The sequence below is a fragment of the Streptosporangium sp. NPDC050148 genome, assembly GCF_055586505.1.
Genome location: NZ_JBVJIA010000005.1, coordinates 282,431 through 297,074, shown reverse-complemented (window position 1 = coordinate 297,074; position 14,644 = coordinate 282,431). Strand labels below are relative to the sequence as shown.

Here is a 14,644-nt window from a genome sequence, read left to right as displayed (position 1 = left end):
AAGCTCTGAGAGGTCAGGGGGATGATCGACGACTGTGTCCACGGCGGGTGCGACACGCCCTACAGCCGGATAAGTCTCAATAGCGTAACATCGTTCTCTGGATTTGGTCGGAGATGTGTCCATCATCACATAACCGCTGGTAGGCCCGTTTTTCGGGTGCCGTGACAGGCCGGGACGCACGGCTCCGGGGCCCGCCGCCGAACGGCCGTTGCCGTCCGCCGGACCTGACCTCGACCCCGCAGAAGCTGTGACACCCGTCTTCACGTCTCCCCGCTTCCCACGCGCCGAGGACTTAATCTCCCCTCTGAGGAACGGGCGGACGGTGCCACCGGTTCATTCGAGAGGGTCCTACCGGGTTCTTCGTCCCTTCGCCCTGCAAGGACGCATCATTCGGCCCTTCGTCACGGCCGCGAGGATTCTCCGGGAGCCGGGAGCCGGGAGCCGGGCGCAGGGCGCCGGGCGCAGGGAGCCGGGAGGGCGCGGGCGGTGATCGGCCGGAGAGGGCCGGCCCGCCACCGGTCGGTGGCGGGCCGGGCGAGGTCCGTCGCGGAAGGGCGAGTCCCGCGACGGACCGGGAGGGGGCGGGAGAGCGCGGGAGGGGGCGGGAAGGGCCGGGAGGCCGTCCGTCAGGGAAGCGGGGTCAGCAGCAGGCGCCGTTCGGCGTTGGCCTCCACGGCGGCGCGGCTGTAGAGCAGCGGGAAGTACTCCCCCTTCTGCCACAGGGGCGCCAGGTCGCGGTAGTGCGGGCTGCCCGGGTCGCCCGACTGCCCGGGGGCGTTGATCGCCCGCGACCTGTCCCACTCGCCGACGTCGAGGACCATCTTGAACGTCGCGCCCGACAGGGGCGCGTAGGAGCCGGGCAGGTAGTTCGACGCGTCCACGGTGTTCCAGGACCCGCCCCGGGGGAACGGGCCCACGTTCTCGCCCAGCGGGTGATCGAACGTCATCTTCTGGATGTCGCCCCACCTCCAGGCGGCCGGGTCGGGGCCGAGCCGCACCACCAGGGCGTCGTAGGCCGCGGCCAGCGAGGTGAGCAGGAGGCGGTCCCGCACGGCCGCGCCGTCGGCGCCGAACCAGCGCTCGGGCTCCCGCAGGGCCTCCATCAGCAGGACGGGGTCGTGAATGAAGATCATATTCGCCACGTTCTCCGGCAGGACCGCCCGTGCGAACGCCGGCTCCAGGTGGGCGGTGAACCACGTCTCGAACAGGGCGGCCTGCGCCGAGTCCGCGTCGATCACCGCGTCGAAGCCGCGCAGCAGCTCCAGCGCCCTGACCGCCGACGGCTCGGTGGCGCTCATCCCGGCGAGCCGCCGTACCAGCTCGCGGGCGGGGATGGAGAGCTTGTCGCTCTGCAGCGCCCGCGAGTCCGCGGGCGAGGTGCGCGGCTTCGCCGAGAGCACCTCGACGATGCGCTGATGCCGGTACGGGAAGGCCCACGAGTCGAACCCGACCTTCACCGGATGGTCCTCGGGCATGTTGAACTCGTTGGCGGAGGCGACGATCCCCTTCGGGGGGTTGTAGGTGCGGGGCAGCAGCGCACCGTCGTGGAAGCCGTCCCACTCGTAGCGGCCGTCCCCCGGGACGGGCATCAGGCCGTCGTAGCCCACCCGTCGCGGCGCCAGCCCCCCGGGGACCCAGCCGATGTTGCCCGCGGTGTCGGCGTAGATCTGGTTCTCCGGCGGACCGCCCCAGGTGCGCATGGCCGCGGTGAACTCCTTCCAGTTCCGCGCGCCCATGTACGCCATGCTGCCGAAGTAGGGTGCCGTGCCCGGCTGCGACCAGGTCGTGCGCAGGGCGTAGGCGAGGTTCCGCTCCCGGTCCACCTTGATCACCGGGCCGTGGCGGGTGAAGGCCAGCTCGGCGGGGCGTGCCGCCTCCCCCTTGACCGGCACGTTCTCGGTGACGGTGCGCATGCGCTCCCAGCCCTGGCCGTAGCGGTAACGGCCCGGGTCGGCGGGGTCGAGCCGGTAGACGTACAGGTCCTCCTGGTCGACGCCGAAGATGGTCAGCCCGAACGCCACGGTGCCGTTGTGCCCGATGGAGACGCCCGGCAGCGCGGGCTCCCCGGCCCCGATGACGTCGAGGCCGGGCGCGGACAGGTGGGTGACGTACCGCAGGGAGGGGGCCTTCATCACCCGGTGCGGGTCACTGGCCAGGATCGCCCGTCCCGTGGTGCTGCGCGACGGGGCGACGGCCCAGGCGTTGCTGCCCTCGGCCGGGGCCGGGACGGACGGCTCGGTCACCGCCTGCACCCGGCCGTTCTTGAAGGTGACGCCCTGGGTGGCGAGCTGGTAGACGCCCAGCACGTCCGCGGGGATCGCGCACGGGTCGAGCCCGTCGGGCACCGAGGTCCTCCAGTGGGGCTGGAGCCTGCGCATGAGCGGGTCGACGCCGACGCCGCCCGCGCAGACGGCACGGGCCCGGTCGACCTCGGGGCCGAGGTTCACCACCAGGCTGTGGCTGCGGATCCGCACCACGTCCTCGGGCGACCAGCGGGCCGGGGCGTAGCCGAGCTCGCGGAACTCCGGCGGCGTCTCCTCGGGGAAGCGCCGCAGCCGGTCGATGTAGGCGTTGACGCCCTCGGTGAAACGGGTGGCCGCCATCTTCGCGTCCGGGCCGTAGCTCGCCCACTCCCTGTCCATGTCCCCGCGGTACAGGAACAGCCGGGTCGCCCGGTCCTGCGCGAGGTGGCCGGGGCCGAGGACCTCCGACAGCAGGCCCAGGCCGCGGCGGCGCCACAGGTCGATCTGGAACAGGCGGTCGCGGGCGGCGTTGAAGCCCTGCGCGAGATACAGGTCCGCGGTGTTGCGCGCGTAGATGTGCGGCACGCCCCAGCGGTCCACCACCATCTGCACCGGCTTGGTCAACCCGGCGACCGGCTCGACCGTGAGCCCCGGCCCGGCGGCCCGTCCCGCCCCGTTCCCCGCCCCGTTCCCCGTGCCGGCACCGGCCGCCTGCGGCAGCAGGCAGGCACCGCCCACCCCGCTGACGACGGCCAGCATGAGGGCCGTCCTCCTCCATCGCCGCATGTCGCTCCTCCCCTCGGCCGGCAGCGCGCGGCGTACCGGCGGTGCACGGGAGAACGACGGCGTACGGCCCGCCCGCGGCACGCGTCCACCCGCGGGGGCACGGCCGTTCACGTCCGGCGCAAGCCCCCGCGCACGGCGCACGGCGCCCTCGGGCGCCTTCACCGCGACTCTGGCGCGGACCGGCCGGGCCCGTCACCCCCTGCCCGCCCCCTACCGCCCCCGGGATGTCCACGCCGGGGGCGGCTCACCGGCCTCGGTGCCCGTACGGGCGAGGCGGGCGGGAGGGCGGGCGGGTCACTCGCCGAGGAGCGCGTCCACGAAGACCTCGGGATCGAACGGGGCCAGGTCGTCCGGGCCCTCGCCGAGGCCGACCAGCTTGACCGGGACCCCCAGCTCGCGCTGGACGGAGATGATGATCCCGCCCTTGGCGGTGCCGTCGAGCTTGGTCAGCGCGATGCCGGTGATGTTGACCACCTCGGCGAACACCCGGGCCTGGCGCATGCCGTTCTGGCCGGTGGTCGCGTCCAGGACGAGCAGCACCTCGTCCACCGTGGCCTTCTTCTCGATGACACGCTTGACCTTGCCGAGCTCGTCCATCAGGCCGGTCTTGGTGTGCAGCCGTCCTGCGGTGTCGACGATGACCACGTCGGCCTTCTCCCGGATGCCCTCGGCGACGGCGTCGAAGGCCACCGAGGCCGGGTCGCCGCCCTCGGGACCGCGCACCACCCCGGCCCCGACCCGGTCGCCCCAGGTCTGGAGCTGGTCGGCGGCGGCGGCACGGAACGTGTCGGCCGCCCCCAGCACGACCTTGCCGCCGTCACCGATGATGACGCGCGCCAGCTTGCCGGTCGTGGTGGTCTTGCCGGTGCCGTTGACGCCGACCACCAGGACCACCGCCGGGCGCTCGCCGTGCGGGGCGACGTGCAGCGTACGGTCCATGTCGGTGCCGATCTGGGCGAGCAGCTGCTCGCGCAGCAGGGCGCGCGCCTCCTCGGGCGTCCGGCTGCCCAGCACCTTGACCCGGGTGCGCAGCTCCTCGACCATCGCCCGGGTCGGCGCCACGCCGACGTCGGCGGTGATCAGGGTCTCCTCGATCTCGTCCCAGGCGTCGTCGTCGAGGCGGTCGCGCGAGAGCAGCTCCAGCAGCCCCTTGCCCAGGGTGCTCTGCGAGCGGGCCAGCCGGGCGCGGAGCCGCACCATCCGGCCGGCGGACGGCGGCGGGACCTCGACCGGCGGCAGGATCGTGACGTCGGCGGGGTCGATCGGCCTGGCCGGTGGCGGCACGGTGGTCGTCGCCGCGTCCTCGTCCACGGCCGTGCCGCGCCCGGGGGCCTGCGGCACCCCGGAGACGGGCGGCGCCTCGGGCGGTTCGACCCGCGGCGGCGTCCTGCGCACCGACCGGAACAGCAGGAGCATGCCGCCGCCCGTCAGCAGGGCGATGACGGCGATGATCGCGATTATGCCGAGATAGGCTTCCACAAGACCACAGTTTTCCAGACGCCCCGGGATGCTCGCTCCCCAGGTGTTCGGGCGGGCCCCCGTCCGGACGGGCGTTCGAACGGGCCCGTGCCCGGCCGGGGTGCGCGCGGGCCGGTCCCCGGACGGTCCGGAGCGCGCGCGGCCCGGTGTCCGGGCGGCCCCGGCGCGTTCAGGCGGGCTCGTGCTCCCGCAGGCGCTGGCTGATCACCTGGGTGACGCCGTCCCCGCGCATCGACACGCCGTACAGCGCGTCGGCGATCTCCATCGTGCGCTTCTGGTGGGTGATGATGATGATCTGCGAGGTCTGCCGCAGCTCCTCGAAGAGCGTCAGCAGGCGCTGGGTGTTGGTGTCGTCCAGCGCGGCCTCCACCTCGTCCATCACGTAGAACGGCGAGGGCCGCGCCTTGAAGATGGACACCAGGAACGCCACCGCGGTCAGCGACCGCTCACCGCCCGACAGCAGCGAGAGCCGCTTGACCTTCTTGCCGGGCGGGCGGGCCTCGACCTCGACGCCGGTGGTCAGCATGTCCTCCGGATCGGTGAGCAGCAGCCTGCCCTCCCCGCCGGGGAACACCCGCGTGAAGATCGTCTCGAACTCACGGGCCACGTCGGCGAAGGCCGCCCCGAAGACCTGCTCGACCCGCTCGTCGACCTCCTTGACCACCAGCAGCAGATCGCGGCGGGTCTTCTTGAGGTCCTCCAGCTGCGAGGTCAGGAAGGAGTGGCGCTCCTCCAGGGCCGCGAACTCCTCCAGCGCGAGCGGGTTGACCTTTCCGAGCTGGGCCATCTGGCGATCGGCCGCCTTGGCCCGCTTGAGCTGCTCGTCGCGGTCGTAGGGGACGGGATCGCCGTCGTCCACCGGGACCGGCTCGGCCGGGCCGTACTCGGCGATGAGGGTGTCGGGCTCGACCCCGTACTCCTCCACCGACCGCGTCTGGAGCTGCTCCAGCCGCAGGCGCTGCTCGGTGCGGGCCATCTCGCTGCCGTGCGCCCGGTTGACCAGCTTGTCCAGCTCGCCGGAGAGCTCGCGCACGCGGACCCGGACGGCCTTGAGCGAGGCGTCGATCTGTCCGCGCGCCAGCTCCGCCTCGTCGCGCTCGGCGGCCGCGGCCACCAGCGAGGCCTCCAGGGCGCGCAACGTCAGCTCGGCCCCCCGGACGACCGCCTGGGCGGTGCGGGCCTGCTCGCGGCGGCGCTCGCGGCGCTCGGCCGCCCTGGCCCGCTCCTCGCGCTCGCGCTCGGCGGCGCGCGTCAGCTCCTCGGCCCTGCCCTCGATGCTGCGGACCCGCTCCTCCGCGGTCCGTACGGCGAGGCGGGCCTCCATCTCCTCCTGCCTGGCCGTCGCGCAGATCCCGGCGAGCTCGTCACGCAGGTCGGTGGCCGGTTCGGTCTCGGGCTCCTCGGCCCCGACGGCGGCGGCGAGCCGCTCCTCCAGCTCGGCGAGGCCCGCCGCGTCCCGGTCGCGTGCCTCCTCCGCGGCCCGTACGCCCCCGGCCAGCCGCTCGCACTCGTCACGGGCGGCCTTGGCGGCGGCGCCGAGCCGGGCGAGCCTCCTGGCCACCGCGGCGACCTGCTGGTCGGCCTCGCGCTGCCTGGTGCGCAGCCGGTCCAGCGCGGCCTGCGCCGCGTCCAGGCCGCCCTGGGCGTTCTGCACGCCGGTCTGGGCCTCGGCGACCCGCGCCCGGGCCGCCTCGACCGCGGCCTGGGCCTCGGCCTCGACCTCGGCGGCCTCCTCCAGCTCCGCCGCGGCGAGCCCGGCCGCGGTCCGGGCCCCGGCCAGGTCGGCGGCGGCCTCGTCCAGCGCGGCCCGCATCTGCAGGGCGGAGGTGCCGCCCGGCGAGCCTCCCCTGGCGGCGTGGGCGCCCAGCAGGTCGCCCGACCGGGTGACGGCGCGCAGGCCGGGGAACCGCTCCACCGTCTTCGCGGCGGTCGCGAGATCGTCCACCACGAGCACGTCGGCCAGCAGGGCGGCGGTGGCGGCCCGCAGCTCGGCGGGGACGGTGACCAGGTCGGCGGCCCATTCGGCGCCGTCGAGCGGCACGGGGCCCCGCGGGGGCGCCGCCTCGCCCGAGGCGATGACCAGCGTGGCCCGGCCGGCCTCGCGGCTCCTGAGGAACTCCAGCGCGTCGGCGGCGCTCTGCAGCGACTCGACCGCGACGGCCTCGGCCGCGGCCCCCAGCACGGCGGCGACGGCCACCTCCGCGCCGGGTCGTACCGAGAGCCTGGCGGCCACCGGGCCGAGCATCCCGGCCAGGTCGGCGGCGAGCAGCGCGGCGGCACCGTCGGCGCCCTGGGCCAGGCCCATCTCCAGCGCCTCGAACCGGGCCTCCAGCGCGGCCACCTGGCGCTGTGCCCGCTGGTCGGCCTCGCGGGCGGCGGTCAGCGCGGCCCTGGCGGCTCCGAGCGCGGCGTCCGGGCCCGCGACCGCCGCCCGGGCCGTCTCGACCCCGGCCCTGGCCGCCTCGACCGACTCCCTGGCCTGCTCGACCGTCTCCAGGGCGATCTCCAGCTCCTCGGCGAGGGCGGGGTCGGCGGCCGGCTCGGCGCTCTCCTGGCCGTCGTGCTCGGCCTGGGCCGCCTCGGCCCGCTGCTCGGCCTCCTCCAGCGCGCGGCGCAGCCTGCCGATCTCCTCCTCGGCCGCCGCGGCCCGGCTGCGCGCGGCCCCGGCCTGTCCCCTGAGCCTGGCCAGGCCCTCGCGGCGGTCGGCGATGGCCCTGGCCTCGGCGGCGAGCCGCCGCTCCTCCGCGGCGAGCGCCGCCTCGGTCTCGGCGCGCCCGGCCACGGCCTCGGCGAGCGACTCCTGCTCCTGGGCGAGCAGCTCGGCCAGGACGCGCTCCTGCTCGCGGACCTCCTCGGCCTCGCGCTCCAGGTCCTCCGGGTCGCGCCCGCGCCGCTCCACCGCGGTGTCGGAGGCGTGGCGGTGCCGTTCGGCGGCGAGGGTGGACAGGCCCCGCAGGCGCTCGCGCAGGGAGGACAGCCGGAAGAACGTCTCCTGGGCGGCGGCCAGGCGCGGCTGGGCCTGGGCCTCTGCGGCCTCCAGCTCGGCCTCGGCGACCTGGCCCTGTTCGAGCTCGCTCTCCACCGCGGCGCGCCGGGCCAGCACGGCGGCCTCGTCGGCCATCTCCCGCTCCAGCGCGGTGCGCAGGGTGAGCACGTCGTCGGCGAGCAGCCGGAGCCTGGCGTCGCGCAGGTCGGCCTGGATGACCGCGGCCTTCCTGGCGATCTCGGCCTGGCGTCCCAGCGGCTTGAGCTGGCGGCGCAGCTCGGTGGTGAGGTCCTGCACCCGGGTCATGTTGGCCTGCATCGCGTCCAGCTTCCGCAGCGCCTTCTCCTTGCGCTTGCGGTGCTTCAGGACGCCTGCGGCCTCCTCGATGAACGCCCTGCGCTCCTCGGGACCGGCGTGCAGCACCTGGTCGAGCTGGCCCTGGCCGACGATGACGTGCATCTCGCGGCCGATGCCGGAGTCGGAGAGCAGCTCCTGGATGTCGAGCAGCCGGCAGGTGTCCCCGTTGATCGCGTACTCGCTCTGGCCGGCCCGGAACATCAGCCTGCTGATCGTCACCTCGGTGTAGTCGATCGGGAGCATGCCGTCGGTGTTGTCGATGGTCAGGGTGACCTCGGCCCGGCCCAGCGGCGCCCGCGAGGAGGTGCCGGCGAAGATGACGTCCTCCATCTTGCCGCCGCGCAGCGACTTGGCACTGTGCTCGCCCATCACCCAGGCCAGGGCGTCGACCACGTTGGACTTGCCCGAGCCGTTGGGGCCGACGACCGCGGTGATGCCCGGTTCGAACCGGAGCGTGGTGGCCGAGGCGAAGGACTTGAACCCGCGCAGGGTGAGGGTCTTCAGATACACCCCGGCATCCCCTCCCCGGTCCGGCCGCGCCGCCCGGCGCGGCACGCCCCTGCCCCCGGCCGCCCTCCGGTGACGACGGGCGCGTCCCTTCCCGTCAGCCCGCGGCTCCGTTCACGCGGGGAAGACTACCGTTCTTCACCCCCGCCCGCCCGCGCACCGCCTATGGTGCCCTGCATGGACGCGGAACGCGGTGAGAGCGAGGCTCCGTCACACCCGTCGAGGTCACAGCCGCCGAGGTCGCACCCGTCGAGGCCGTGCCCGCCGAGGCCGGGACCACCGAGGCCGGGGCCGTCCGGGGGCGAACCGGCGGGCTCCCGGCCCCGCGGGTCCGGCGACCCTTCACCCGCGGACGGGACACGGGGGCCGGGACGGCGCGCCTTCCTGGCCGGGGGCGGGCTGACCGTGCTCGCCCTGGGCGCCGCCGCGCTGGCGGCCGGGCCGGACGGCATCCGGGGCGCGTACGCACAGATCGTCTGCGGGGCGCTGCCCCGCCCCCCGGTGACGTCGCCTGGAACGATCCAGCGCAGCCGCGTGGACCGGCGGCGGGTGATCGTGGGGTTGCCTCCGGGGGCGCAGGACGGGCTTCCCGTCGTGGTCATGCTGCACGGGGCCGCGGGCAGCGCGCGCACGCCGTTCGGCGTCTACGCCGTCCACCGCTACCTGGCCGCGGGCGGCGGCCGGTTCGCGGTCGCCTCGATCGACGACTGGCCCTCCGCCGACATTCCGGGGTCGCTGCTGCCCTATCTGACCTCGAACGGGATGGACACCGCGAAGATCGGCCTGATGGGGTGGTCCTCGGGAGGGGCCGGGGCGCTGAGGCTGGCCGCGGAGCTCGGTCCCGAGCAGGTGGGGGCGGTCGTGGCGGCGTCGCCCGCGGTGAGCGCGGCTCAGGCCCCGCTGCGCGAGCTGGTGGACATCCCGGTCTGGCTGGGGTGCGGCGAGCGCGACCCGTGGGCCCGGCAGACCCAGACCATGCTCAAGGCCCTCAAGGCCCTGGGCGCCACGGCCGAGGGCGGGATCGCCGACGGGTGCCAGGACACGGCCTACCGCCGCCGGGTGTTACCCGAGCAGCTGACCTTCCTGGCACGGCATATAGAACGCACATGACCTGAACAAGGTATATGTGTCGTCATATGACAAGGGACGCCCCGTCGAGGCGTCCCTGGACTGTGTTCCGCCCCGGCCCCCGTTAGGTGAGAGCCGGCTCGCGATCCTGCAGACGGTTGAACTCCTCGTCGCGACTGCCTGCCGCGAGTTCGTCGTTCTGGGCCTGGAGCCGGGTGAGCTCTCCCTCCAGGTCACGGATGCGCTGCTGAAGACGACGCATTTCCGAGACCATCCGAGGGTCGGGACCGCCGACGTGGCCGAGTAGAGCCTTCGCCATAGTAAAGGGTCCTCCACGCTGAGTGACCAGACTGGTTCGCGCACTTCTTTGCCGCGGGAGGGGTGCGCGTGGTTCTTTATCAAGAGTCGCACCGGTGAGGGAGACGGTCAAGCTGAACGCTCCGGATGGATGCACCGATGGGCACTCTCGACGGCTAAATATATCTTATTTTGGGTGGTTTAGGGAAGTGGTCAGCGTTCGACGAAACCCTCTGGACTACCTTTGGGCTCGCTCCACCGCTCGACCACCACGTCCACCCGTCCGGGCGTGTCGCCGCCCCGCAGGAGCTCCAGCAGGTCCTCGCACGCCCGCCGCGTCCCCTGGGCGACCACCTCGACCCGGCCGTCCGCGGTGTTGCGCGCCCAGCCGGTCAGGCCGAGCTCCAGCGCGCGGGACCGCGTCCACCAGCGGAAACCCACCCCCTGCACGCGCCCCCGGACCCAGGCCGTGAGCCGCACCCGCCGGGTGCCCTCCGCGCCGGCCCCGGGCGTGTCGGTTTCGGGCGTGTCGCCCTCATGGGCGTTGGCACCGGGCATACCGGCCTCGGATGCCCCGGTCCCGGCGACCTCCCGGGCGGCTCCGGTGGCCGTCACCGCAGGGCCCTTCCGGGCCGGGGCTGGCAGCGGGGACAGCTGTAGGAGGAGCGGTTCATGAACGCCTCGCGCACGATCGGCGCGCCGCACCGGGAACAGGGCAGGTCACGCCTGCCGTAGACGGCCAGGGACCGGTCGAAGTAGCCGCTCTCGCCGTTGACGTTCACGTACAGGCTGTCGAAGGAGGTGCCGCCCTCGGCGAGCGCGGCGGTCATCACCTGCCGGGCCGCCGCCAGCAGCTCGGCGATCTTCGGCCTGGTCAGCGCCCCGGTGGGGCGGGCACCGTGCAGCCTGGCCCGCCACAGGGCCTCGTCGGCGTAGATGTTGCCGACCCCGCTGATCAGCGACTGGTCCAGCAGCGCCCGCTTGATCTCGGTCTGCCGCAGCCGGAGCCGCCGGGCGAACCCCTCGTCGTCGAAGTGCTCCTCGAACGGGTCGGCCGCGATGTGCGCGATCGGCTCGGGCACCGCCCGGCCGCCCGCGTGCGCCATCGGGGTCACCAGCACGTGGCCGAAGGTCCGCTGGTCGACGAAGCGCAGCTCGGGGCCGCCGTCGGTGAAGGAGATCCGGACGCGCAGGTGCCTCTCCGGCGGCGAGCCGGGCTCGGTGACCAGGAGCTGGCCGCTCATCCCCAGGTGCGCCAGGATCGCGTCGGCCCCGTCCAGGGGCAGCCACAGGTACTTGCCGCGGCGCTCGGCGACCCCGACGGTACGGCCTTTGAGCCGGAAGGAGAACTCCTCGGCACCGGGAAGGTGGCGCCTGATCGCCCTGGGGTGGAGCACCTCGGCGTGGGCGATCACCCGCCCGGAGACCCATCGCTCCAGGCCGCGGCGGACCACCTCGACCTCGGGCAGCTCGGGCATGCGCCCCTCCTCCGGCGGTGGATCAGCCGACGTCGCGTCGTTCCCGGTCCTGGCGGATCCGGTTCCAGGCCGCTTCGGCGGCCTGCTGCTCCGCCTCCTTCTTCGAACGCCCCGACCCCGCGCCGTATGCCTCCCCGCCCACCCGCACGACCGCGGTGAAGGACTTGGCGTGGTCGGGCCCGCTCTCCTCGACGTGGTACTCGGGCACGCCGAGCGACTCCGAGGCGGTGAGCTCCTGCAGCGAGGTCTTCCAGTCGAGCCCGGCGCCGAGCGAGGCCGAACGGGTGATGAGCGGGTCGAAGAGCAGGTGGACGACGCGGAACGCCTCCTCCAGGCCCCTGTTCACGTAGATCGCGCCGATCAGCGCCTCGAGGGTGTCGGCCAGGATCGAGGACTTGTCGCGGCCCCCGGTGCCCTCCTCGCCCCGGCCCAGGCGCAGGAAACGGCCCAGGCCCAGCGAGCGGGCCACGTCGGCCAGGGCGCGCATGTTGACCACCGCGGCCCTGAGCTTGGCCAGCTGCCCCTCGGGCAGGTCGGGGTGGTTGCGGTAGAGGGTGTCGGTGACGACCAGGCCCAGCACCGAGTCGCCCAGGAACTCCAGGCGCTCGTTGGTGGGCAGGCCACCGTTCTCGTACGCGTAGGAGCGGTGCGTCAGCGCCCGCTCCAGGATGGCGACGTCCAGATGGACCGCCAGCAGGCGCTCCAGCTCGTCCTTGACGGACTCGACGGCGACCGGTTTGACGCTCGTGGCCATGACTTCTCCTCGCACGTTCTGTCATCGAATGCGCGATGGCGAAGCAATGAAGGAGAAAGTGCCCGAAGACCCCGAAGACGTGGTGGGCGCCGGGAAAGTAGGTACGCGTTCTACCGCGAACCCCGGCGTCCACCACAGCCGCGGGCGGACCGCCATCGCAGGGGTGAGGACGGTGACGCCGGCCGGGACCCCTGGGGGCCCGGCCGGCGGCCGTCGGTCAGAGTGCGATCAGGCGGAGGGCTCGATCACCTGACGGCGGTTGTACGTGCCGCAGGTCGGGCATGCCACGTGCGGACGCTTCGGCGAGCGGCACTGGGGGCAGCTCACGAGCGAAACCGCGGCGGCCTTCCACTGCGACCTGCGGGAGCGAGTGTTGCTCCGCGACATCTTGCGCTTTGGGACAGCCACGTCAGCTCTCCTGATCGTTGTTATGTTCCGGAACCAGGCCCTGCAGCTTGGCCCAGCGGGCGTCGATGACTTCGTGGCCGTGGTCGGGCTCGGCGTCCGCCAGCCTGACCCCGCACTCCACACAGAGCCCGGCGCAGTCCTCACTGCAGACCGGGCTCAGCGGAAGCGTGAGCACGACCGCGTCGCGAAACGCGGGTTCGAGATCGAGAAGTTCACCGTCGAGAAGCGAGTCACCCTCGGCAGCATCCTCTGCCGAGTAGAAGAACAGCTCCTGGAACTCCACCTCGGTGTGCGAGGTGACCGGTTCCAGGCAGCGTGCGCACTCCCCCCGCAGCGGGGACCGCGCAGTGCCCGTGACGAGCACACCCTCCATGACCGCCTCAAGCCGGATGTCCATCTCGACGTCGGCGTCCTTGGGGACGCCGATCATGTCGACGCCGATGTCCGCCGGTGCCGGGAGAACGAGACTCATCCGGCGCATCGACCCTGGCCGCCGCCCCAGGTCATGGGTCGAGATCACCCATGGGGCTCGGGGGTCAAGGTTGCGCTGGTTCATTTCACTCTCATTAGGCATGGCGCATCACCGCCGTCGTGCAAGGCCGAAACAAGAGAATACCAGTGCCTAGCCCCTGAGCCGTTCGACCAGAAGTTCCTGCACGAGGTCCGGGACGAGCCCGGCCACGCTGCCGCCGTACTTGACGATCTCCTTGATGCGGCTGGAGGACAGGAAGGAGACCTCGGGACCGGTGGCCATGAACAGGGTCTCCACCCCCGACATCCGGTAGTTGAGCTGGGCCATCTGGAGCTCGTAGTCGAAGTCGCTGACCGCGCGCAGGCCCTTGACGATGGCGGGGATCTCCTGCTGCCTGCAGTAGTCGACCAGCAGGCCGTGGAACTTGTCCACGCGGACGTTCCCGTACTCCTTGGTGACCGTCTGGAGCGTCTGGATGCGCTCCTCCACCGTGAAGAGGCTCTTCTTCTCGATGTTGATCAGCACCGCCACGACGACTTCGTCGTACTGCCGGGAGGCCCGGCCGATGATGTCCAGATGACCGTTCGTGACGGGATCGAACGATCCCGGACAGACAACGCGACGCAAGGTGGACCCCCTGCTCTAAGGATTCCCGGAGGCGCGACCGTACCAAACGGACGCTTCGCCATAACGACGGACCCTCTCCTGTTCGTACCCCTCCGGCCAGACGAGGTCGCCGCCCCGGCTCTCCCGCTCCACCGCGACCAGCGCGTCCGGCGCCAGCCAGCCCCGGTCGCGCAGCAGCTCCAGCACCGTCCGCACCTCCTGCTCCCCCAGCGCGTACGGCGGATCGGCGAGGACGAGGTCGTACGCGCGCACGGTGCCCCCCGGACCGCCCTCGGCGTCGCCCCGTGCGTTCCCCGGTGCGCCGGGATCCTGCCCCGTCCCGGCCCCCCTGGCCAGCAGGCGCTCCACCCGGTCGGCGACGACCCGCGCCCCGTCCAGGCCCAGTGACGCGACGTTCTGCCTGATCGTGCGCACCGCCCGGGGGTCGGACTCCACGAGCACCACGTGATCGGCCCCCCGGGAGAGCGCCTCCAGCCCGAGCGCTCCCGAGCCCGCGTACAGGTCGAGCACCGCGCAGCCCTCCAGCGGCCCGATCAGCGACCCCACCGTGGAGAAGATCCCCTCCCTGGCCCGGTCGCTCGTGGGGCGGGTCCCCCGCCCCGGCGGGACGGCCAGCCGCCGCCCCCCTGCGCTTCCCGCGATGACTCGGCTCACCCCGTCATCCTCTCAGCGCGCCGCGCGCCCCGCCCCGCCGATCCGGGCCCCGGACGCCGCCCGCCCGGCCCGCGACGGGTGCCCCGGGCGGCGCGCACGCAGCCCGGCGTGTCGCGACGCATCACATAACCGCAGGTCAAAAGGGTCCTGGCAGGTGATCTAGGTCAAGAGTGGGCAAGGAGTGGCGACGAAAGCGCAAGGGTCGTTCCGTCCGGTGCCCGTCCCTTGCATGATGTTTCCTGCGGCCTCCAAGTGACCCAGGGGGAGGCCGACCGGCGTGATCGTGAGCCCTTCCGCACGCCGGTGCTCTCGGCACCTGACCCGGGAGTGGGCCCAGGCGGGGACGGCATTCGGGGGGAGGCCGTCCCCGCAGTTGGGCCCTTCGGCCCGGAGCGGGCGCGAGACCCCCCGGAGGCGCCGGACGCCCCGGACACCCGGGACCCCGCGAGACGGCGCGGACACGCGGGACCCCGCGAACGCACCAGGCGCCCGGACACCCGAGACGACCCCGCGGGACGGCGCGGCACC

General features: G+C 73.4%; 12 protein-coding genes. 1 reads left to right on the top strand and 11 read right to left on the bottom strand.

The annotated features are described in order from the left end of the window. Positions 1-626: 626 nt before the first annotated feature. The 3 genes from ACZ6RT_RS07725 to smc form a co-directional block, all read right to left on the bottom strand. Positions 627-3,029, bottom strand: a complete 2,403-nt coding sequence (locus ACZ6RT_RS07725; protein ID WP_470152587.1) for a penicillin acylase family protein — start codon at positions 3,027-3,029, stop codon at positions 627-629. 294 nt (positions 3,030-3,323) lie between these two features. Continuing rightward, positions 3,324-4,508 carry a signal recognition particle-docking protein FtsY gene (ftsY, locus tag ACZ6RT_RS07720; protein ID WP_399186446.1) on the bottom strand — a complete coding sequence of 395 codons (1,185 nt, stop codon included), beginning with the start codon at positions 4,506-4,508 and terminating at the stop codon, positions 3,324-3,326. Positions 4,509-4,677: 169 nt separating this feature from the next. After that, entirely contained in the window at positions 4,678-8,361 is a 3,684-nt protein-coding gene (gene smc, locus ACZ6RT_RS07715; protein ID WP_470152586.1) for a chromosome segregation protein SMC, read from the bottom strand. A gap of 402 nt (positions 8,362-8,763) precedes the next feature. Between smc and ACZ6RT_RS07710 the strand changes: the two genes are divergently transcribed. Continuing rightward, positions 8,764-9,468: an alpha/beta hydrolase-fold protein gene (locus ACZ6RT_RS07710; protein WP_399186448.1), complete on the top strand. Its 705-nt coding sequence runs from the start codon at positions 8,764-8,766 to the stop codon at positions 9,466-9,468. A gap of 82 nt (positions 9,469-9,550) precedes the next feature. Here the strand turns inward: ACZ6RT_RS07710 and ACZ6RT_RS07705 are convergent, their stop codons facing one another. From ACZ6RT_RS07705 to ACZ6RT_RS07670, 8 genes are all read right to left on the bottom strand, one after another. Continuing rightward, positions 9,551-9,745, bottom strand: a complete 195-nt coding sequence (locus ACZ6RT_RS07705) for a hypothetical protein (protein ID WP_344894261.1) — start codon at positions 9,743-9,745, stop codon at positions 9,551-9,553. 191 nt (positions 9,746-9,936) lie between these two features. Continuing rightward, positions 9,937-10,281, bottom strand: a complete 345-nt coding sequence (locus tag ACZ6RT_RS07700; protein ID WP_399186667.1) for an acylphosphatase — start codon at positions 10,279-10,281, stop codon at positions 9,937-9,939. A gap of 53 nt (positions 10,282-10,334) precedes the next feature. Beyond that, a complete protein-coding gene (mutM, locus tag ACZ6RT_RS07695) occupies positions 10,335-11,201 on the bottom strand; it encodes a bifunctional DNA-formamidopyrimidine glycosylase/DNA-(apurinic or apyrimidinic site) lyase (RefSeq protein WP_470152585.1) in 867 nt (288 codons plus the stop codon). Positions 11,202-11,223: 22 nt separating this feature from the next. After that, on the bottom strand, positions 11,224-11,955 hold the full coding sequence (rnc, locus tag ACZ6RT_RS07690; protein ID WP_344894252.1) for a ribonuclease III: 732 nt from the start codon (positions 11,953-11,955) through the stop codon (positions 11,224-11,226). Positions 11,956-12,183: 228 nt separating this feature from the next. Further along, positions 12,184-12,363 carry a 50S ribosomal protein L32 gene (gene rpmF, locus ACZ6RT_RS07685; protein ID WP_012894381.1) on the bottom strand — a complete coding sequence of 60 codons (180 nt, stop codon included), beginning with the start codon at positions 12,361-12,363 and terminating at the stop codon, positions 12,184-12,186. A gap of 1 nt (position 12,364) precedes the next feature. Beyond that, a complete protein-coding gene (locus tag ACZ6RT_RS07680) occupies positions 12,365-12,919 on the bottom strand; it encodes a YceD family protein (protein ID WP_470152584.1) in 555 nt (184 codons plus the stop codon). Positions 12,920-12,985: 66 nt separating this feature from the next. Further along, on the bottom strand, positions 12,986-13,462 hold the full coding sequence (gene coaD / locus ACZ6RT_RS07675; RefSeq protein ID WP_344894246.1) for a pantetheine-phosphate adenylyltransferase: 477 nt from the start codon (positions 13,460-13,462) through the stop codon (positions 12,986-12,988). Positions 13,463-13,477: 15 nt separating this feature from the next. Next, positions 13,478-14,116, bottom strand: coding sequence for an RsmD family RNA methyltransferase (locus tag ACZ6RT_RS07670; RefSeq protein ID WP_470152583.1), 639 nt, complete (start codon positions 14,114-14,116; stop codon positions 13,478-13,480). Positions 14,117-14,644: the final 528 nt, after the last annotated feature.